Source organism: Sphingomonas sp. Sphisp66, from assembly GCF_047324325.1.
GTDB lineage: Bacteria > Pseudomonadota > Alphaproteobacteria > Sphingomonadales > Sphingomonadaceae > Sphingomonas.
The window spans coordinates 2,745,402-2,765,747 of the sequence record NZ_CP168508.1; the positions used below are offsets into that span (position 1 = coordinate 2,745,402).

Sequence of the window (20,346 nt, forward strand, 5' to 3'; positions counted from 1 at the left end):
GAAACTCCGACTGGGGCCGGCGCGCTGCGCGGCCCGATGGCAATTGGAAGAAAGGGTCAGATGTCGCTCAGCTCGGCGACGAAGTCATAGGCGTCGCCCCGATAATAGGAACGCGTGACTTCGGCGGCCCGGCCGTCGCGCAGAAAGGCGCGGCGCTCGATCAGCAGCCCGGCATGGCCCGGATCGACGCCCAGCATCTTGGCATGCTCGGTACCGAAGGGCACAGCGCGCAGCCGCTGGAGCGCGCGCACGGGGCGATTGCCGACCTTGTCGAGCGCACCGTAGAGCGAGTCCTCGACCGCATCGACCGAGGCCAGGCAATAGCCCGCGATGGTCGAGAATTCGAGCGCCATCGGCTCGTCATCGGCATAGCGGATGCGTGCGAAGCGGAGCACCGGGGCGCCCGGCGACAGTCCCAGCATCATCGCTTCCTCGGGGTTCACCTGGCCCGGCGCGCGCGAGATCCAGCTGCTGCTCGCCTTGCGGCCGCGCGCCGCCATGTCCTCGGTGAAGGACGAGAGCTTGGAGAAGCTCTTCTCGACGCGCCCGGCGACAAAGGTGCCCGCGCCGCGGCGCCGGGTGAGCAGCCCTTCCTCGACCAGCCCGCCGATCGCCTTGCGCACGGTGATGCGCGACACGTCATACTCGGCCGCCAGGTCGCGCTCGGGCGGGATCGCGTCCCCCTGTCCGAGCACGTTCGAGCCGATCCCGTCGCGAATGAGCTGCTGCAGCTGGAGGTAGAGCGGGGACGGATTGTCCTCGCGAAAACGTCCTAACTGGTCCGAAAATCCCATCAATCCTCCCCGGGCGTGCCCCCTGCGCACTCCGTTGACCACGAAGCTAATGCACCAGCCCTGCCGCGGCAACGGCATGCGGTGGATTTATATTGGTAGCTCTTATAATATCAATATTTCGCACGCTTGTCCGCCCACGCAACGCGCTTGCAAGGCGAAGCCAGGGCACGACCCTATTGTGCCACAGGACTTATATTGGTTACACCGCCCGCTCAGCCAAATGACATGAACGGGAGGAATGGATGGGCAAATCTGGGGTGCGGCAGGCGCGACATCTGGCCTGGGCAATGCTGCTTGCGAGCCCGGCGTCTTTCGCCCAGCAACTTCCGGTCACCCCCCTCCCCGCATCGGTCACGCCCGGTGCCGGCGGCTATACGGTGCGCGACGAGGCCCCGATCGGCTTCCCCGAGGGCGATGCCGGCGCGGCCGCCGCTGCCCGTCTTCTCGCGGCGCATGTGAAGGTCGAACGCGGCATCACACTCGCCCCCGGCGCCAGCCAGGCCGCGATCCAACTGGTTCGCGACACCTCGGTCACCGGCGCCGAAGCCTATCGCCTGACCGTAGATGCCAAGGGAATCCGTATCGCCGCCTCCGGCGACCGCGGCCTGCTCTACGGCGCGATGACGCTCTCCCAGCTGCTCAGCCCGGACCGCGCCCATGGCAAGCCGGTCAAGGTGCCCGCCGTGACAATCGAGGACGCACCGCGCTTCGGCTGGCGCGGGCTGATGCTCGACGTGTCGCGCAACTTCCAGCCGATCGAGCAGGTCCAGGCGATCATCGACCAGATGGCGTCGGTGAAGCTCAACACGCTGCACCTGCACCTCACCGACGACCAGGGCTGGCGCTTCGAGGTAAAGGCCTATCCCCGGCTCACCGAGGTCGGCGCCTGGCGCACCGGTCCCTCGTCCGGCGGCGCGCCGGGGCCGCGGGTCGGCGGTTTCTACACCCAGGCGCAGCTCAAGGCGCTGGTCGCCTATGCCAGCGAGCGCGGGGTGACGATCGTCCCCGAGATCGACCTGCCGGGCCATGCCCAGGCGCTGGTCGCCGCCTATCCCGAGCTGGGCATCCTCGGCGACACGCCGGCGGTTTCCAACCAATGGGGCATCAATCCCTATCTGTTCAATCCGGGCCCGAAGGGCGTGGCGTTCGTCAAGCAGCTGCTCGACGAGCTGATGGACGTGTTCCCCGGCACCTATATCCATCTCGGCGGCGATGAGGCGATCAAGGACCAGTGGCAGCGCTCGCCCGAGGTGCAGGCACAGATCAAGGCGCTCGGGCTGCGCGACGAGAACCATCTCCAGAGCTGGCTGATCGAGCAGTTCGCTACCTATCTGGGCAGCAAGGGCCGCCGGCTTATCGGCTGGGACGAGATCCTCGAAGGCGGTCTGCCCGCCTCCGCATCGGTGATGTCGTGGCGCGGGGAGAAGGGCGCCGTCGAGGCCGCGAACCAGAACCACGACGTGGTGCTGAGCCCCGATCCGGTCCTCTATCTCAATCGCCTGCAGAGCAACCATGCCGACGAGCCGCCGGGCCAGTTCCCGGTCCAGACGCTCGCCAAGGTCTATGCCTATGACCCGGTGCCCGCCGGGATCGATGCCGAGAAGGCAAAGCATGTGCTGGGCGCGCAGGGCAATGCGTGGAGCGAGTATATCGTCACGCCCGGCCAGCTGCAGCATGTGCTGTTCCCGCGCGCCGCGGCGATCGCCGAGATCACATGGTCGGCCAAGGACAAGCGCGACTTTGCCGGCTTCCTCGATCGGGTCGGGCCGCAGCTGGAGCGCTGGCGCCGCTCGGGAATGGAAGTCGCCGACGGCGCCTTCGCGGTCGAGTTCACGCTTTCGGGCACGCGTGGCGAGGTGCTGCGCGCAAACAAGGCAAGCGTCGCGCTGGCGACCCAGGCGTCCTATGGCACGATCCGCTACACCCTCGACGGCACGACGCCGACCGCCAAGTCGCCGGCCTATAAGGGGCCGCTGACGCTCGCCCCCGGCGCCACGATCCGTGCGGCGGCATTCGACAAGGCCGGCAACGCGACCGCCGCGCCGCGGACCTATGACAGCAGCCGCGCCGCGCTGCTCACCCGCACCGCTTCGGACCTGACCGGCTGCGCTGGCCGCAAGCCCTGGCTGCGCGTGCCGCTGACGGCCGAGGCGACCGCCAACGCCCCGGCGTTCAACGTCAACCCGTTCGACACCTGCTACAGCTACCCGGCCGCGCCGCTCGACGTGGCGAAGGGCTTCACCGTCGAGGTCGCCCGGCTGCCCCGGCTCTGGGCCCTGGCGCATGAATATAGCTCGCAGATCGGCCAGTTCGCAGTGAGCCGATATGGCGAACTGGTGATCAGCGCGCGCTGCAACACCGCGGACAAGACGGTCAAGCCGGTGGTGGTGGCGACCTTCCCGCTACCCGATCCTGCGACGGCGCCGACGCGCTTCACTTTCTCGGGCATGCTGCCGGCAATGCCAGGAGACGAGGATTTGTGCTTCCAGTTCACTTCGCCGCTGAGCGATCCCTTCTACGCGGTCGAGCGCGTGACGCTGCGCGAGGAGGCCGGCAAGTGAAGATTGGTGTAAAGATGCGTACCCTTGCCCTGCTCCCCGTGCTCCTCGCCGGCACCGCCGCCTGGGCCGGCCCACGCGACACCGTCTCGCTCGACGGTGCCTGGGAAGTCCGCATCGATCCCGCCGATGCGGACGCTGCGAAGACGCATCCCAGGGAAGCGAGTTGGTTCGCCGCGCGCGTGCCGGGCAGCGTCCAGCAGGATCTGATCGCCTCGGGCCGCGCGCCCGATCCGTTCAAGGGGATCAACCAGGCGCCGATCCAATGGGCCGGCCTCACCAACTGGCAGTTCCGCAAGGTGATCGAAGTCACCCCGGAAATGCTCAAGCGCGATCATGTCGACCTGGTGTTCGACGGCCTCGACACCTTCGCCACTGTCTCGCTCAACGGGCAGAAGCTGCTCACCACCGCCAACGCGCATCGCCGCTGGCGGATCGACGCCAAGTCTGCGCTCAGGCTCGGGCGCAACGAGCTGGTCATCGCGATCGCCTCGCCGATCCGCACGCTCCAGCCGATGGTGCTCGCCCAGGCGAATCCGTTGCCCGGCGAATATGATTCGGAGTTCGGCGACGAGCCCAAGGGCAAGCAGACCTCGCCCTACATCCGGAAGCCGAAATACCAGTATAGCTGGGACTGGGGTCCCCGCCTGGTCAATATCGGCATCTGGCGCCCTGCCCGGCTCGAGGCCTGGGACAATGCCCGGATCGACAATATGCGCGTCGACCAAGAAGCGCTGAACGATGCCGAGGCGCGGTTGGTCGCGCGCTATCGCATCATTGCCGGAGCCAGCACCCGGCTCACGCTGCGCACCACCCTCACCGGCCCGGACGGCAAGACGCAGACGGTGTCGCGCAGCTTCGCGGTGGCCCCTGGCGTCAACGAAGTAAGCGTGCCGCTCACCGTCGCGTCCCCGCGCCGCTGGTGGCCGGTCGGCTATGGCGCGCAGCCGATGTACGACGTGTCGGGCCAGCTCTCCGATCGCGCCGGCAAGGCCGACAGCGTGACCCGAAAGACCGGCCTGCGAACCGTCGAGCTGATCCGCAAGGACGGCAGCTTCGGCTTCAAGGTCAATGGCGTGCCGATCTTCGCCAAGGGCGCCAACCTGATCCCGTTCGACAATTTCCCGAGCCGCGTGCCGCGCGCCGAGATGCTGCACGTCCTGCAGAGCGCGCGCGACACCAACATGAACATGATCCGCGTCTGGGGCGGCGGCTATTATCTCGACGACGGTTTCTACGAGATCGCCGACGAGCTCGGCCTGATGATCTGGCAGGACTTCATGTTCGGCGGCTCGATCACGCCCCCCGATGCCGAATTCCGCGACAATGTCCGCGTCGAGGCTGAGGAGCAGGTCGAGCGGCTCCAGCCGCACCCCTCGGTGATCGCCTGGTCGGGCGGCAACGAGATCCTGGCCGGCTGGGATAACTGGTCCGATCGCAAGGCATTCAAGAAGCGCGTCGGCGCCGACGAGCAGGAGCGGATCGGCGTGGGCATGGCGGTGCTGTTCGATCGCGTGCTGCGCGACGCGGTGATCACCCGCTCGCCCGGCACGCCCTATTGGAACAACTCGCCCGCCACCGACTATGAAGCGCCGACCGATACCGACAAGGATGGCGACCGCCATTTCTGGGACGTCTGGTCGGGCTCCAAGCCGGTCGAGCGCTATCTCGACAGCTGCCCGCGCTTCATGTCCGAATATGGCTTCCAGGCCATGCCCGACCTGTCGACGATCCGCGACTTCGCGGGCGACGGGCCGCTTGCGATCGACAGCCCGGTGCTCAAGGCGCACCAGCGCTTCCTTGCCGGCGAAGGCAATGCCCGGCTCCAGCTCTATCTCGACCAGCGGCTGCGTCCGGCAAAGGACTTTGCCGACCTGGTCTATCTGACCCAGGTCAACCAGGCCCAGGCGATCGACATGGCCGCGCGCCATCACCGCGCCTGCCGCCCGGTGACGATGGGCTCGCTCTACTGGCAGCTCAACGATACCTGGCCCGCCATCTCCTGGGCCAGCATCTCCTATGACGGCCAGTGGAAGCTGCTCCAGTACGCCGCCAGGCGCTTCTTCGCGCCCCAGGCGATCGTCACCGAGCACAAGGACGGCGCCACCCGCGTCGCGCTGGTCTCCGACTCGACCCGGCCAATCGCTGCCGAATGGCGCATCCGTGCCTTCGACATGGCCGGTAAGCCGCTCGGCGAGAAGGGCGGCAAGGTCACCCTCGCCCCGCTCGGCGCCCAGGAAGCCGCCAGTATCGCCGATGCCGACCTGTTCGCCGGTGCCGCGCCATCGGCGAGCTATGCCGTGGCCGAGCTGCTAGTCGATGGCCGCAGCGTCTCGCGCACGATCGTCGAGCGGGCGCTGCCCAAGGACATGGCCTATCCCGCACCCGGCCTGACGACGAAGTGGGAGGGCAAGCGCGTGACGATCACCGCCACCGCACTCGCCCGCGCGGTCATGCTCGATTTCGGCAGCATCGCGGCACAGCCCGCCGATGACGGATTCGATCTTCTCCCCGGCGAAAGCGTGATGGTGGAGGTTCGCTCCGATTCCTCGGCCCAGACGCTGCAGAACGCCCTGACCTTGCGTACCTTAGGACCCCAGTAAATGATCCCGTTCCTGCTTCTCGCCGCCGCCGACCCAGACCCCGATGCCGTCGCCCGCGCGATCGCGACCATGACGGTCGAGGAAAAGGCCGCGCAGCTCCAGAGCACCGCGCCGGCCGACGCCGGGGCGGGGATCCCCGCCTATGACTGGTGGAACGAAGGCCTGCACGGCCTGGCCCGCAACGGCTATGCGACGGTGTTCCCCCAGGCGATCGGCCTCGCCGCGACCTGGGACGTCACGCTGATGAACCAGGTCGGCGACGTCGTCGCGACCGAGGCGCGCGCCAAGTTCAACGCCCGTCCGATCGGCGCCGACCGCCGCATCTATGAGGGGCTGACCATCTGGTCGCCCAACATCAACATCTTCCGCGATCCGCGCTGGGGCCGCGGCCAGGAGACCTATGGCGAGGACCCGTACCTCACGGGCCATCTCGGCGTCGCCTTCATCAAGGGGCTGCAGGGTCCGGATCCCAGATATCCCAAGGTGATCGCCACTCCGAAGCATTTCGCGGTGCATAGCGGCCCCGAGGCGGGGCGCGACGGCTTCGATGTCGATCCGAGCCCCCAGGACCTGGAATCGACCTATCTCCCCGCGTTCCGGCTGGCAGTGACCGAGGGCAAGGCACGCTCGCTGATGTGCGCATACAACTCGATCCACGGTACCCCGGCCTGCGCATTGTCCGACCTGATGAACACCCGGCTGCGCACCGACTGGGGCTTCAACGGCTTCACCGTCTCGGACTGCGACGCTGTCGCCAACATCCACATGTTCCATCACTACAAGCTCGACGCGGCGGCGGCTTCGGCGGCGGCGATCAAGGGCGGCAACGACTTCAACTGCGGCAACACCTATGCCGCGCTGCCTCAGGCACTGAAGCGCGGCCTGGTCAGCGAAGCCGAGATCGACACCGCCCTGACCCGTGCCCTCTCGGCCCGCCAGGCGCTGGGCACGCTCTTCGGTGCAACCAGCCCGTGGAACAGCATCAAGCCGAGCGAAGTCGGTACGCCCGCGCACCGCGCGCTTGCGCTCGACGCCGCCCGCAAGGCGATCGTGCTGCTCAAGAACGATGCCGGCCGCCTGCCGCTCAAGCCGGGCAGCCGCATCGCGGTGATCGGCGCCGATGCCGACGATCTCGGCGTGATCGAGGGCAATTACCATGGCACCGCCCGGACGCCGGTCACCCCGCTCGACGGCATCCGCCGCCAGTTCGGCGCCGCCAATGTCGTCTATGCCCAGGGCTCGGTCCTCGCCGACGGCGCACCCGTGGTGATGCCCGAGACCGCATTCGAAGCCGATGGCAAGCCGGGGCTCAAGGCCGAGTATTTCGCCAGCCCGACCGTCACCGGCACGCCCGTCGTCACCCGCCAGGATCGCCGGATCGACTTCAACTACACCCGCGTCGCGCCGCTGCCCGAGCTCGACCCCAAGGGCTTCGCCGTCCGCTGGTCGGGCGAGATCGTGCCGCCGGGCCCGGGCCGCTACACGCTGGCGATAGACATCCCTGCCTGCTGGAAGGACTGCAAGACGCATGACAGCGTGCGGCTGTGGATCGACGGCAAGCCGCTGCACCAGGGCCTGCTCGGCAAGGGCCGCGTGGAGCTGCCCTTCGCCAGCGACGGCAACCGCCACGCCTTCCGCATGGAGATGGACCATGCCGGCGAGGACGAAGGGCTGCGCCTGCTGTGGCTCCCGCCCGCCGAGCCGCTGCTCGCCCAGGCAGTGACTGCCGCGAAGGACTCCGACGTCGTGGTTGCGGTGCTCGGCCTGTCGCCCGACCTCGAGGGCGAAGCGCTGCAGGTGACCGTGCCCGGTTTCGTCGGCGGCGACCGTACCGACATCGCCCTGCCCTTCGCCCAGCAGCGCCTGCTCCAGGCGCTGCGCGACACCGGCAAGCCGGTGGTGGTGGTACTGACCAGCGGCAGCGCGGTCTCGGTCGATCCGTCGCTGGCCGATGCGATCCTCGCCGCCTGGTATCCCGGCGAGAGCGGCGGCACCGCGATCGCCGAGACGCTCGCGGGCCTCAACAACCCCTCGGGCCGCCTGCCGGTCACCTTCTACAAATCGACCAACGACCTGCCTGCCTTCATCGACTACGGCATGAAGGAGCGCACCTATCGCTTCTTCACCGGCACGCCGCTCTGGGGCTTCGGCCACGGGCTGAGCTACACCAGCTTCGCCTATGACCAGCTGAGCACGAAAGCAGGCAGCACCGCGGCTCCGGTCGACGTCACCGTGCGCGTGCGCAACAGCGGCGCGCGGTCGGGCGAGGAAGTGGTCCAGGCCTATCTCGTCCCACCGGCGAGCAAGGCACGCGGCAACGGCATGACCACCCCGGTACTCCAGCGCGCGCTGGTCGGCTTCCAGCGCATCGCGCTCAAGCCGGGCAAGGCAGGCACGCTGCGCTTCAGCCTCGATCCGCGCAGCATCAGCACGGTGGCGCGCGACGGCACCCGCCAGGTCGTCCCGGGCGCCTATCGCCTGTGGATCGGCGGCGGCCAGCCGGGCACCGCGCCGGGGCAATGGACCGACTTCACCCTGACCGGCGAAGCGCAGGAGCTGCCCAAGTGATGGACCGCCGCACGATGATCGGCGCCGGCCTCGCGCTCGCCGCCACGCCCGCTCTCGCCCAGAAGGCGACCGGCTTCACCAGCCACCGCCCCGCCCCCGCCGACCGCAAGTTCGTCAGCAAGTCGGTCGAGCGCGAGATCGTCCGCGTCTCGAAGAAGATCGGCGACGCCAAGCTGCGCTGGATGTTCGGCAATTGCTATCCGAACACGCTCGACACCACCGTGGCGATGCGCACGATCGACGGCGCGCCCGACGCGTTCGTCCGCACCGGCGACATCAACGCGCTGTGGCTGCGTGACAGCTCGGCCCAGGTGAAGCCGTATCTGCATCTGGCGAAAGAGGATGCCGATCTCCGCCGCCTCTATCACGGGCTGATCGCCCGCCAGTCGCGCTCGATCCTGCTCGATCCCTATGCCAATGCGTTCATGGAGGATCCCACCGCCCGCACCAATCTGAGCTGGTCGCTCGACGATCGTTTCCCGCTCAAGCCCGGCGTAGCGGAGCGCAAATGGGAGATCGACTCGCTCTGCTATCCGATGCGCCTCGCGCACGGATACTGGCAGGCGACCGGCGACAAGACTCCGTTCGACGCCCGCTGGGCCGAAGCCGCGCGGCTGAGCATCGCGACCTTCCGCGAGCAGCAGCGGAAAACCGGCAAAGGCCCGTACCGCTTCCAGCGCAAGAGCAACAACCCGACCGAATCGCTGATGCTCGACGGCTATGGCGCGCCCTCGCGTTCGGTCGGGCTGATCCATTGCGGCTTCCGCCCCTCGGACGATGCCTGCGTCTATCCCTTCCTGATCCCGTCCAACTATTTCGCGGTGACCGCGCTGCGGGAACTCGCCGTGGTCGCCAATGCCGCACGCGGCGACACGGCGCTTGCCACCGACGCGGTGGCGCTGGCCGATGAAGTCGATGCGGCGCTGCGCCAATATGCCCGCATGCGCCTGCCCGACGGGCGCGAGGTGATCCCGTTCGAAGTCGACGGCTTCGGCAATGCGATCTTCATGGACGACGCCAACGTGCCATCGCTTTCCAGCCTCGCCTATCTCGGCTGCTTCGAGGCGACCGACCCGCTATGGCACCGCACCGCCGATGCGGCATGGAGCGAGAACAACCCCTATTGGTCGCGCGGCAAGGTCGTCGAAGGCATTGGCGGCCCGCATGTCGGGCTCGGCCAGGTCTGGCCGATGTCGCTGGTGATGCGCGCGCTTTCGTCCAGCGACGACGCGACGATCCGCCAGTGCCTGCGCATGATCCGCGACAGCGACGGCGGCACCGGCTTCATCCACGAGGCCGTGGATGACGACAATCCCGCGAAGTTCACCCGTGAATGGTTCGCCTGGGCCAATGGCCTGTTCGGCGAGCTGATCGTCCACCTGGCCGATACCCGGCCCAATCTTCTGGCTGAGACGCTTTGACCCCTACCCGTCGCCAACTCCTCGCCTCGAGCGCCTTAGGCCTCGCCGCGTCCACGCTTCCCGCCATCGCCAGCCCGCGCGGCCGACAGGCCACTGCGCCCAATCTGTTCATCGGCACCGGCGGCACCGGCCACACCTATCCCGGCGCCACCCTGCCCTTCGGCATGGTCCAGCTCAGCCCCGACACCGGGGTCGAGCGCTGGGAGACCTGCTCGGGCTATCACAAGACCGACACCTCGATCCTCGGCTTCTCGCACACCCATCTTTCGGGCACCGGCATCGGCGACATGCTCGACGTGCTGGTGGTGCCGTCGGCAGGTCCGGTGCAACTCCAGCCGGGCACGATCGAGAATCCCGATGCCGGCTATCGCCAACGCTTCTCCAGTGAGCATGCCGAGCCCGGCTATTACCGCGTCGCGCTGGAAACGGGCGTCCAGGCCGAGCTGACCGTGACCGAGCGCACCGGCTGGCACCGCTATCGCTTCCCTGCGGGCAAGGGGCATGTGCTGGTCGACCTGTCGCATCTGATCCTCGACAAGTCGGACTCACCGCCGCTGGTCGATGAGGCACTGCTGGAGATTGCAGCGGACGGCACCCTCAGCGGCACGCGCCGCGTGTTCCGCTGGGCCAAGGGCCGGCGGATCTTCTTCGCGATGCAGCTGTCGCGCCGCCCGGACCGCATCACCTTCATCGGCGACAGTGATGTCGAGCAGCCGGCGGGCGCGACTCGCGTCGCGGGCAAGCGGCTCAAGGCCGTGCTCCATTATGACGACGCCGGCAGCGCGCCGCTGGTGATCCGCTGCGGCATCTCGGCAGTCGACGCCGCGGGCGCCCGCGCCAATCTCGCCGCCGAGGCGAAGCATTGGGATTTCGACCGCATCCGCCGCGACGCCGCTGCCCTGTGGGGCAAATCGCTCGGCAGCGTGAAGGTCGAGGGCGGCACGCCCGACCAGCGCACGATCCTCTCCTCCGCGCTCTACCACGCGCAACTCGCGCCCACGCTCGTATCGGACGTCGATGGCCGCTATCCCGGCATGGACGGCAAGACGCAGACCGTGCCCAGGGGCGGTGCCGCGTTCAGCACCTATTCGCTGTGGGACACCTATCGCGCGCTGCATCCGCTTCTCACCCTCGTCGCGCCGGATCAGACCAAGCTGCTCGTCGACGACATGATCCGCCAGACCGCCCAGTCGCGCTTCGGCCCGCTGGTCTGGCCGCTGCAGGGCAAGGAAACCGGCACGATGATCGGCTGGCACGGCGTCGTCCCGCTTGCCGAGGCGCATGCCAAAGGTATCCCTGCCGACTATGCCGCGGCCTGGCCGGCGATCCGCAAGCGCAGCTTCGATTTCACCGCGCCGGACAAGGACAACAGCCTTGGCCGCGACCTGTATGACAAGCTCGGCTACGTCCCGGCAGACAAGGTGTTCGAGAGCGTCAGCCGGACGCAGGAATATGCCTATGACGACTGGGCCTCGGCCCGGCTCGCCCGCGCCGCAGGTGCTGTCGAAGATGCCGAGCGGCTGCACAAACGCTCGGGCAACTGGCGCAACGTCATCGACGGGCAGATCGGCTTCGCCCGCCCCCGCTTCGAGAATGGCCAGTGGTGGAAGGACTATGACCCGATCCAGCTCGGCCACATGCCCAAGCCCTGGTGGCGCGACTATACCGAGGCCAATGGCTGGCAGGCCACGTTCCTCAACCAGCACGACATCTATGGCCTGATCGCGCACATGGGCGGCGATGCTGCGTTCGAGACCAAGCTCGACTCGCTGTTCACGGCGCCCTCGACGCTGCCCGACAATGCGCCGCCCGACATTTCGGGACTGGTCGGCCAGTACGCCCATGGCAATGAGCCGGACCAGCACGCCGCGTACCTCTACAGCTATGTCGGCGCGCCGTGGAAGACGCAGGCGATGATCCGCCGGCTGTGTACCGAGATGTACAAGAACGACCCCGACGGCATCATCGGCAACGACGATTGCGGCCAGATGAGCGCCTGGTTCGTGCTGTCGGCGCTCGGCTTCTATCCGGTCGATCCGGTCGAGGCCGCCTATGTCTTTGGCTCGCCGCTGTTCGAGCGTGCCGAGATGCAGCTGGGCCGTGGCCGCAAGCTGGTGGTCGAGGCGCCGGGCAACCGCCCCGATACGCCCTATGTCGCCGCGGTGAGCTGGAACGGGCGCCCGTGGAGCAAGAGCTGGATCTCGCACCGCGAGCTGGCCGCCGGCGGCACGCTGCGCTTCACCATGTCCGCAAATCCGAACCCCGCCTTTGGCCGCGCGCCCGCTGACCGGCCGCCGTCCTTCGGCCGCAGCCCCGCCTGATCCCGGAGAGAATGATGACCGATCTGTCCCGGCGCACCCTGCTCGCCACCGGCCTTGCCGCCGGCGCGCTGCCCGCCGTCCCCGTCCAGGCCGCCGCGCCGGCCAACACGCCGAAGCCCTTCGGCGCCACGCCCAGCCCGCGCCAGTGGCGCTGGCACGGGCGCGAGCAGTACGCCTTCGTCCATTTCTCGATCAACACCTTCACCGACAAGGAATGGGGTTTCGGCGACGAGAGCCCGACGCTGTTCAATCCGAGCGACTTCGACGCCGACCAGATCGTCGCGGCGGTCAAGGCCGGCGGGCTCGAGGGGCTGATCCTCACCGCCAAGCATCATGACGGCTTCTGCCTCTGGCCGACCCTGCTCACCGAGCATTGCATCCGCAACAGCCCCTACAAGAATGGCAAGGGCGACATCGTCCGCGAGATGGCCGATGCCTGCCGCCGCGCGAAGCTGCCCTTCGGCCTATATCTGTCGCCCTGGGACCGTAACCACGCCGAATATGGCCGCCCGGCCTATGTCACCTATTACCGCGCGCAGCTGACCGAGCTGTGCACCCGCTATGGCGACCTGTTCGAGGTCTGGTTCGACGGCGCCAATGGCGGCGACGGCTATTATGGCGGCGCGCGCGAGGCGCGGAAGATCGATGCGCCGCGTTACTATGACTGGCCGTCGATCGTCGCATTGGTCCACAAGCTGCAGCCCAATGCCTGCACCTTCGATCCGCTCGGCGCCGACATCCGCTGGGTGGGCAATGAGGACGGCGTCGCCGGCGATCCCTGCTGGCCGACCATGCCCAACGAGCCCTATGACCAGAAGAACGGCAATGCCGGGGTGCGCGGCGGCGCGATCTGGTGGCCGGCCGAGACGGACGTCTCGATCCGCCCGGGCTGGTTCTACCATTCGGACGAGGACTCCAAGGTGAAGAGCCCGGAACGGCTGATCCGCCTCTATGACGAGTCGGTCGGACGCGGGACCAACCTCAACCTCAACGTACCGCCCGATCGCCGCGGCCGCATTCCCGACCAGGACTTCAAGATCCTGAAGTCCTATGGCGACGCGATCCGCGCGACCTTCGCGAAGGACCTGGCTCGCGGCGCGGTGGCGCATGCCAGTCACACCCGTCCGGGTTTCGCGGCGGCGCGCGTGCTCGACGGCAATCGCGAGACCTATTGGACCACGCCCGACCGGGCGACCACGCCGGTCCTGACGCTCGACCTCAAGCCCGGCACGCGCTTCGACGTGATCCGGCTACGCGAGTATCTTCCGCTCGGCGTGCGGGTGACGCGTTTCGCGGTCGATGCCGAGTTGGATGGCACGTGGAAGACGCTGGCCGAGCACGAGTGCATCTCGGCCCAGCGGGTGATCCGTCTCCCCGCCCCGATCGCCCCGCGCCGCGTGCGCCTGCGCATCCTCGAGGCGCCCGCCTGCCCGGCGATCAGCGAGTTCGCACTGTTCGCCTCGGTCGCGCCGGTGTCCGTGCCCGCGATCGTCTCGACCGACCCGACCGTACTCGACGTCACCAAGTGGAAGGTCGTCGAGGCGAGCGCCCCCGGTGCCGGGAAGCTGCTCGACAATGAAGCGGGCACGATCTGGGTGCAGCCCAGCCCGACGCCGGCCGCTCCGGCGCGCGTCACCCTCGACCTCGGCGCGCCGACCGCGCTGGCCGGCTTCAGCCTCACCCCGTCGCGCCAGGTGATGACCGGCGCGGCACCGCCCCGCGGCTATGCCGCCGAGACCAGCGTCGATGGGACCAATTGGGAACCGGCGGCCACCGGGGAGTTCTCCAACATCGCCTATGCGCTCTCGACCCAGCGCATCGCCTTCACCCGGACCCGCACTGCGCGCTATCTGCGCCTGACCTTCGCGGAAACCGCCGTCCCCGCCGGGCGGCTGGCCATCGCCGGCATCGGCGGCTTCCTGCCCGCGCGCTGATCGCGCGCTCTCGATCCCACTCCGGCAAGGTGCCGGGGTGGGGTCGCCTGACGCCACGGCCCCAGGCCACGTCGCCCCTCATCGCAACAAATTCCCCCGTCGCCCGTTGGCGGCGAGGGAGGCGTTCGCCCTGCGCTCCCGTTGCCGGTGACGTAATTATGCAACTGGTATGCGAATTATCCGGAAACGATAACACCAAGTACGATTTTGGTATTGAAGTGATATTTCACCTATGACAATCCTACGACAAGGCAAGGACGTCTCCGTGACGATCCGAACCATCCGCAGGCGCCCTTCGGCGCTCGCATTCGGGGTTGGCTGTGATGGAAACTTCGCGTCGGAGAGCAATGGCACTGGGCATGGGCGGCGCAGCCCTTGCCGCGACTCCCTCGGCCCTCGCCCGACCAGGCGAACGCGCCCTGATCCTCTCGACCTGGGACTTCGGCGCCGCAGCCAATAAGGCCGCCTTCGCCCAGTGGAAGAAGACCGGCAGCCTGCTAGACGCGGTCGAGGCCGGCGCCCGCGTTCCCGAGGCGGATCCCGAGAATCACTCGGTCGGCTATGGCGGCTATCCGGATCGCGACGGCCATGTGACGCTCGACGCGATCCTGATGGACGATCGCGGCAACGTCGGCGCGGTCGCCGCGCTCGAGGATTTCATGCACCCGATCTCGGTCGCGCGCCGGGTGATGGAGAAGACCCCCCACACCTTCCTGGTCGGCGAGGGCGCCCGCCAGTTCGCGATCTCCGAAGGATTCGAACAGACCAAGCTGCTCACCCCCGAGGCCGAGGCAGCGTGGCGCGAATGGCTGAAGACGGCGAAGTACAAGCCGGTCGCCAATAGCGAGAACATGCGCGGGACCGCGCTCGACCATGACACGATCGGCATCGTCGCCTGCGGCCCCGACGGGCGTCTGGCCGGTGCCTGCACCACCTCGGGCATGGCGTTCAAGCTGCGCGGCCGGGTCGGCGATTCCCCGCAATCGGGCTCGGGCCTGTTCGTCGAGGCAGGTATCGGCGCGGCAACCGCCACCGGCGTCGGCGAGGAAGTCACCCGCATCGCCGGCTCGGCCCGCGTGGTCTCCTCGATGCGCGCCGGCATGTCGCCCCAGGCCGCCTGCCGCGAGGCCGTGCTGCACATCGCCAAGCTCCGCGGAGACGCCGTGCGCGATGCGCAGGTCGGCTTCCTCGCCATCGACCATCATGGCCAGGTCGGCGCCTTCGCGCTCCAGCCCGGCTTCACCTTTGCCGTGACCGACCTTGCGGGACGAACGCAAATCCGGGCCTGCGAGAGCTTAAAAAAGCCCGCGGCCGCCAAGTGACCCTAACCCATTTCCTGATTTCTAGGGGGAAGTAATGAAGAAGTTCAATGCACTGCTGCTGAGTTCGACCTGTTTCGCAGTGCTGCTCGCGACGCCGGCCATGGCGCAGGAAGCACAGCAGGACACCGGCGCCGAGGCGACCACCACCGCCTCGCAGGACAGCGGCGCGATCATCGTCACCGGCAGCCGCATCACCCGTCCGAACGCGGCCGCCGCCTCGCCGATCACCTCGGTCACCTCGGAAGCGATCCGCGCCCAAGCGGCGGTGAACATCGAGGAAGTGCTGAACCGCATCCCCTCGGTCGCGCCGGACAGCCAGCAGAACTATCAGGATTCGGATGGCCGCCAGCGCATCAAGCTGCGCAACCTCGGCTTCGAGCGCACCCTGATCCTGGTCGACGGCAAGCGCCTCGGCACGATGAACGGCCTCGACGCCAACATGATCCCGACCGCGCTGGTCTCGCGCGTCGACGTACTGACCGGCGGCGCCTCGGCCGTCTATGGCTCGGACGCCGTCGCCGGCGTCGTCAACTTCATCCTCGACAACAACTTCGAGGGCATCCAGGCAAACGCCAACTATAATTTCTACGCGCACGAGAACAAGGCGGGCCTCGTCTCGCAGGTCGCCAAGAATTACGGCTTCGCCCAGCCCGCCCAGGGCCTGACCACCGATGGCGGCCGTGTCGACCTGTCGCTCACCGCCGGCAAGAAGTTCTTCGACGGCCGCATGCACGTCTCGGCCTATGTCGATTATCGCAAGGCGGACCTCGTCCCCTACAGCGCCCGCGAGACCTCGGGCTGCCAGCTGGTCGAAGGCACCAAGGACGGCCCGCTCACCTGCTCGATCTCGAGCTACACCGGCTATGGCTATGTCTCGCCGCAGAGCGGCCCGAACGCCGGCAACGCCTATCTGAACAACCCGAACGGCACCCGCACCTTCGTGCCCTATTCGACGGCGCTCGCCGCGAACCCGTATGACGGCTATTCCTTCCAGCGCCGCAGCGAGCGCTGGAACGCCGGCGGCTTCGCGTCGTTCGAGATCTCGGACGCGGTCGAAGTCTATGCCAACGCGATGTGGTTCCGCGACAAGTCGGCCAACGTCTTCCCGGCCCGCGTCTACAGCTCGACTGCCTATGACGACGGCCCCTATCAGGTCCGCTGCAACAACCCGTACATGTCGGCCGCCCAGGCCACCGCGATCTGCGGCGCCTCGGCTGGCACCAGCACCTTCGTGCCGATCGAGCTGCGCTACCGCATGACCGGCGTGCCCGATCTCGAGGATCGCTACGCCAATGAGGGCCTGCGCATCACCGGCGGCCTCCGCGGCACCTTCGCCCAGGGCTGGAGCTACGACATCGGCGGCGTCTATTCCCGCAACGAGCAAGCCATCAGCTGGGCCGGCCCGCTCTACAGCCGGGTCAACAACGCGCTCGACGTGGTCAGCAACAACGGCGTGATCAGCTGCGCCAACGATGCCGCGAACGGCTGCGTGCCCTTCGATCCGTTCAGCGCCAATTCGGCGACCAACAACTCGACGCTGTTCAACTATCTGATCGCCGGCACCTACGGCACCTCGACCACGACCAACACGCTCTACAACGGCATTGCGACCGTCCAGGGCGATCTCGGCACCTATGGCATCAAGAGCCCCTGGGCGGACCAGGGCCTGGCGATCGCGTTCGGCGTCGAATATCGCGAGGACCAGCTCAAGAGCCATGCCGACGACATCTGGCGTCAGACGGTCAGCAACGATGCCGACCGCTTCCTCGCCCAGCATGTCTGGGAGGGCAATGTCGAGCTCCAGGCGCCGATCATCGAGCACAAGCCCTTCGCCAACCTGCTCCAGTTCAATGGCGCGTACCGCGTGTCGAAGTACAGCAGCAATCCGGACACCTTCTCGACCTGGAAGGCCGAGGCGGTCTGGGCGCCGATCCGGGACATCACCTTCCGCGCCTCGATCAACCGCGCCCAGCGCGCGCCGACCGTGGTCGAGAGCTTCCAGGGCTCGAACGTCAGCTATGGCCGGATCACCACCGCCTATGGCGATCCGTGTGCGCCGACCCTGATCCGCACCGATATCGATCCGGTCTCCGGCCAGCCGGTTCCGGTCTACGGCCCGCCCCGGGCATCGCGTGAGGCCTGCTCGGCCACCGGCCTTGCCAGCAACCTCTACAACAGCACGACCCTGCTCTGCCCGACCGATGTGGGCTGCACCTATCGTGCCGGCGGCTTCACCGTCGATCCGGAAACGGCCTACACCAAGACCTTCGGCGTCGTGCTGAAGCCGCGGTTCCTGCCGGGCTTGGTCGTATCGGCCGACCGCTATCTGATCGATCTCAACCAGTCGATCGGCTACAATGACTACAGCTACTTCTCGCAGGGCTGCCTGGCGACTGCGGACAAGTTCTTCTGCAGCATGTTCGTGCGCAACGCGGACGGCACGCTCTTCAGCAATCCGACGAGCAACCCGGCCACCGGTTATATCCGCCAGGGCACGACCAACTACTACAAGAGCAAGGCGCATGGCTGGGACTTCCAGGCCCAGTACGCGCTGCCGCTCGGCGGCGCCGGCCGCCTCGACTTCGACTTCGCCGGCACGCTGACCACCCTGGCCGGCGCGCAGGACGCGTCGTTCCTCGCCGAGCGCAACTGCGTGGGCTATTATGGCGGTGCCGGCTGCAGCCAGTTCATCGCCAAGTGGACGCACAACCTGCGCGGCACCTGGACCACGGCGGACCAGTTCTTCAGCGCCTCGCTGAACTGGCGCCACCTGGGTCCGCTGACCCGCACGTCCAACTCGGGCGAGACGGTCCTCGGTGCGACGCCCGCGGATGTCCGCTCGACCTTCTACCGGATCGACGCCTATGACTATTTCGATCTGGCGCTGAACTTCCGCGTGCAGAAGGGCTTCTCGTTCCGCATTGCGGCGAACAACATCCTCGACAAGACGCCGCCGGTGATGCCGAACTCGTATGACATCGGCCTGTCGCGCGCGAACACGATCTCCGCGCGCTACGACTCGCTCGGCCGCCAGGTCGCGTTCGGCACGACCATCAACTTCTGATCCCACACTTCCTCAGAAAAACTGGGCCCGCTTTCTCCTGAAAGCGGGCCCTTTTCTTTGCCTGCTGAAACGCTTTCGGTCAGGCCGGTTGCAGCCGGACCGCCTTGGGCTCGGCCGGCGGCAGCCCGCCCGCTTCCTCCTGGGCCATCAACTCCTGCTTGCGCGCGAGCATCTGGTCGCGCAGCGCCACCAGATCGACCTCCTCGCCCTTGCGGCACTGGGCGAACATGCCCTCGCCGCGCATCTCCTCCTCATGGACGTGATGCGTGATCTCCTCCGACAGCACCTTGACCTTGGCGTCGTAGAAATCCTCCTCGGGGCTGCCCGCCTCGATATCATTGATCAGCACCTTCGCGCCGTCATGCTCGACATAGGCTTCGTCGAGCAGGTCGTCCTCGATCTTGCCGCGATACGCAGGGTAGAAGATCTCCTCCTCGAGCGTCGTATGGATCTTGAGCTCCACGCAGATCCGGTGCGCGAGCTTCTTCTTCGCCGCCGATCCAGTGGTCTTCTCATATTGCTCGAACAGCGTCTCGACCGTGCGGTGATCGGCCTTCAGCAACGCGATCGCATCGGTAAACTCCTGGTCGGCCATGGAAATTCTCCGTGTTTGCTCCATGGCTGCAAAGCGCCGCATTTTACCCCGGTTCCTGCTGCGAACGACTCTCAGCCCTTCGTTCGTGTCCGGGCGCGAACCGCCGCGCGGCCAGCCCCGCCCGCCGGCAAGGCAAAACATAGGTTAGGCACATTGCCCCGCGCCGACCGGCCAACGCGCGTGAAATCCAACAAAACCCTTACATATGTTGGGGTTAGCCCCGTTGAGTTGGTTATTGCGCCAGGCGTAATCGAATGCGGCACCTATTGGGCGCGCGCCGATGCTTGGGGGGAAGGCTGTTTGAATAGCGTGCCGCGGGGGCGTCTTCTGGAATTTTTCGACCTGTCGGAAGAAGAGCTCGCAATGTTCGAGCAACTGCGCGGCCCGGTGCAGGACCTGTCGCGCCATGCCCGGATACGCCGGAGCGGGGACAAGGTGCAGGGCGTGTTCGTGCTCCTGCGCGGCTGGGCGTTCAGCAGTGTCGAGCTGCCGAACGGCCAGCGCCAGATCCTGAAGGTGCACCTGCCCGGCGATATCCTCGGCGCGCCCAGCATCGTGCTGCCGCGCGCGATGGAGACGCTCAGCGCGGCCACGCCGGTCACGGTGGCGCCGGTGCCGCTCTCGGCATTCGGCGTGCTGCAGGCGGAGGCGCCGCGGCTGATGGCGTCGTTGTTCCTGAGCTCGCAGCAGGAACGGGTGATGCTCTCGGACCGCCTTGCCGCCGTCGGCCGCACCCCCGCCGCGCAGCGCTTCGCCGCGCTGCTGCTCCAGCTGCACGATCGCCTCGCCGGTCCCGCTACCGGCACCGTCTCGCTGCATGTGCCGCTTACCCAGGAGGACTTCGCCGACCTGCTCGGCATCACCTCGGTGCATGTGAATCGGATCCTGCGGCAGCTCCTGTCGGCCGGGCTGATCGTCCGCCGCCAATATGACTATACATTTGATCCGGAGCGGCTGCGCGAGTTCTCGGGCATGCCCCGCCGCGAATGGATCCGCAATCCGGCCTGGCTCCATCCCGCGCCTGGCCAGGCCTGAGCCCAGGAATGTGGAAATTCTGACCGCATTACTCAAAAATTAGTCGGACTTCGCTTTTCGTCACATCTCTTGCACATAGCGCGCCTAGCGACGACCGCGCTTGCCGCCGGCAAGTCGCGTAGCGCGTAGTC

11 protein-coding genes are annotated in these 20,346 nt (G+C 67.4%); 9 read left to right on the top strand and 2 right to left on the bottom strand.

Features of this window, described 5'->3' with window-relative positions; translation table 11 throughout:
- Positions 1-56: 56 nt before the first annotated feature.
- Complete coding sequence (locus ACEN8G_RS12830; protein WP_413415227.1) at positions 57-794, bottom strand: GntR family transcriptional regulator; 738 nt, start codon at positions 792-794, stop codon at positions 57-59.
- Positions 795-1,081: 287 nt separating this feature from the next.
- Between ACEN8G_RS12830 and ACEN8G_RS12835 the strand changes: the two genes are divergently transcribed.
- The 8 genes from ACEN8G_RS12835 (at position 1,082) to ACEN8G_RS12870 (ending at position 18,585) form a co-directional block, all read left to right on the top strand.
- Complete coding sequence (locus ACEN8G_RS12835) at positions 1,082-3,355, top strand: beta-N-acetylhexosaminidase (RefSeq protein ID WP_413415228.1); 2,274 nt, start codon at positions 1,082-1,084, stop codon at positions 3,353-3,355.
- 14 nt (positions 3,356-3,369) lie between these two features.
- Positions 3,370-5,955, top strand: coding sequence for a beta-mannosidase (locus ACEN8G_RS12840; protein WP_413415229.1), 2,586 nt, complete (start codon positions 3,370-3,372; stop codon positions 5,953-5,955).
- Complete coding sequence (locus tag ACEN8G_RS12845; RefSeq protein ID WP_413415231.1) at positions 5,956-8,523, top strand: glycoside hydrolase family 3 C-terminal domain-containing protein; 2,568 nt, start codon at positions 5,956-5,958, stop codon at positions 8,521-8,523. It begins immediately after the preceding gene.
- A complete protein-coding gene (locus tag ACEN8G_RS12850; protein WP_413415232.1) occupies positions 8,523-9,944 on the top strand; it encodes a glycoside hydrolase family 125 protein in 1,422 nt (473 codons plus the stop codon). The genes ACEN8G_RS12845 and ACEN8G_RS12850 overlap by 1 nt, the downstream gene beginning before the upstream one ends.
- Positions 9,941-12,265 (top strand): GH92 family glycosyl hydrolase, encoded by a 2,325-nt coding sequence (locus ACEN8G_RS12855; RefSeq protein WP_413415233.1) that lies wholly within the window; start codon positions 9,941-9,943, stop codon positions 12,263-12,265. The genes ACEN8G_RS12850 and ACEN8G_RS12855 overlap by 4 nt, the downstream gene beginning before the upstream one ends.
- Before the next feature lie 14 nt (positions 12,266-12,279).
- A complete protein-coding gene (locus tag ACEN8G_RS12860; protein WP_413415234.1) occupies positions 12,280-14,199 on the top strand; it encodes an alpha-L-fucosidase in 1,920 nt (639 codons plus the stop codon).
- A gap of 359 nt (positions 14,200-14,558) precedes the next feature.
- Positions 14,559-15,521 (top strand): N(4)-(beta-N-acetylglucosaminyl)-L-asparaginase, encoded by a 963-nt coding sequence (locus tag ACEN8G_RS12865; RefSeq protein WP_413415235.1) that lies wholly within the window; start codon positions 14,559-14,561, stop codon positions 15,519-15,521.
- A gap of 34 nt (positions 15,522-15,555) precedes the next feature.
- Positions 15,556-18,585: a TonB-dependent receptor domain-containing protein gene (locus ACEN8G_RS12870; RefSeq protein ID WP_413415236.1), complete on the top strand. Its 3,030-nt coding sequence runs from the start codon at positions 15,556-15,558 to the stop codon at positions 18,583-18,585.
- A gap of 79 nt (positions 18,586-18,664) precedes the next feature.
- Here ACEN8G_RS12870 and ACEN8G_RS12875 read toward each other — a convergent pair whose 3' ends face one another.
- Positions 18,665-19,180, bottom strand: coding sequence for a hemerythrin domain-containing protein (locus tag ACEN8G_RS12875; protein WP_413415237.1), 516 nt, complete (start codon positions 19,178-19,180; stop codon positions 18,665-18,667).
- A 363-nt stretch (positions 19,181-19,543) separates the two neighbouring features.
- Between ACEN8G_RS12875 and ACEN8G_RS12880 the strand changes: the two genes are divergently transcribed.
- On the top strand, positions 19,544-20,215 hold the full coding sequence (locus ACEN8G_RS12880; protein WP_413415238.1) for a Crp/Fnr family transcriptional regulator: 672 nt from the start codon (positions 19,544-19,546) through the stop codon (positions 20,213-20,215).
- Positions 20,216-20,346 lie beyond the last annotated feature (131 nt).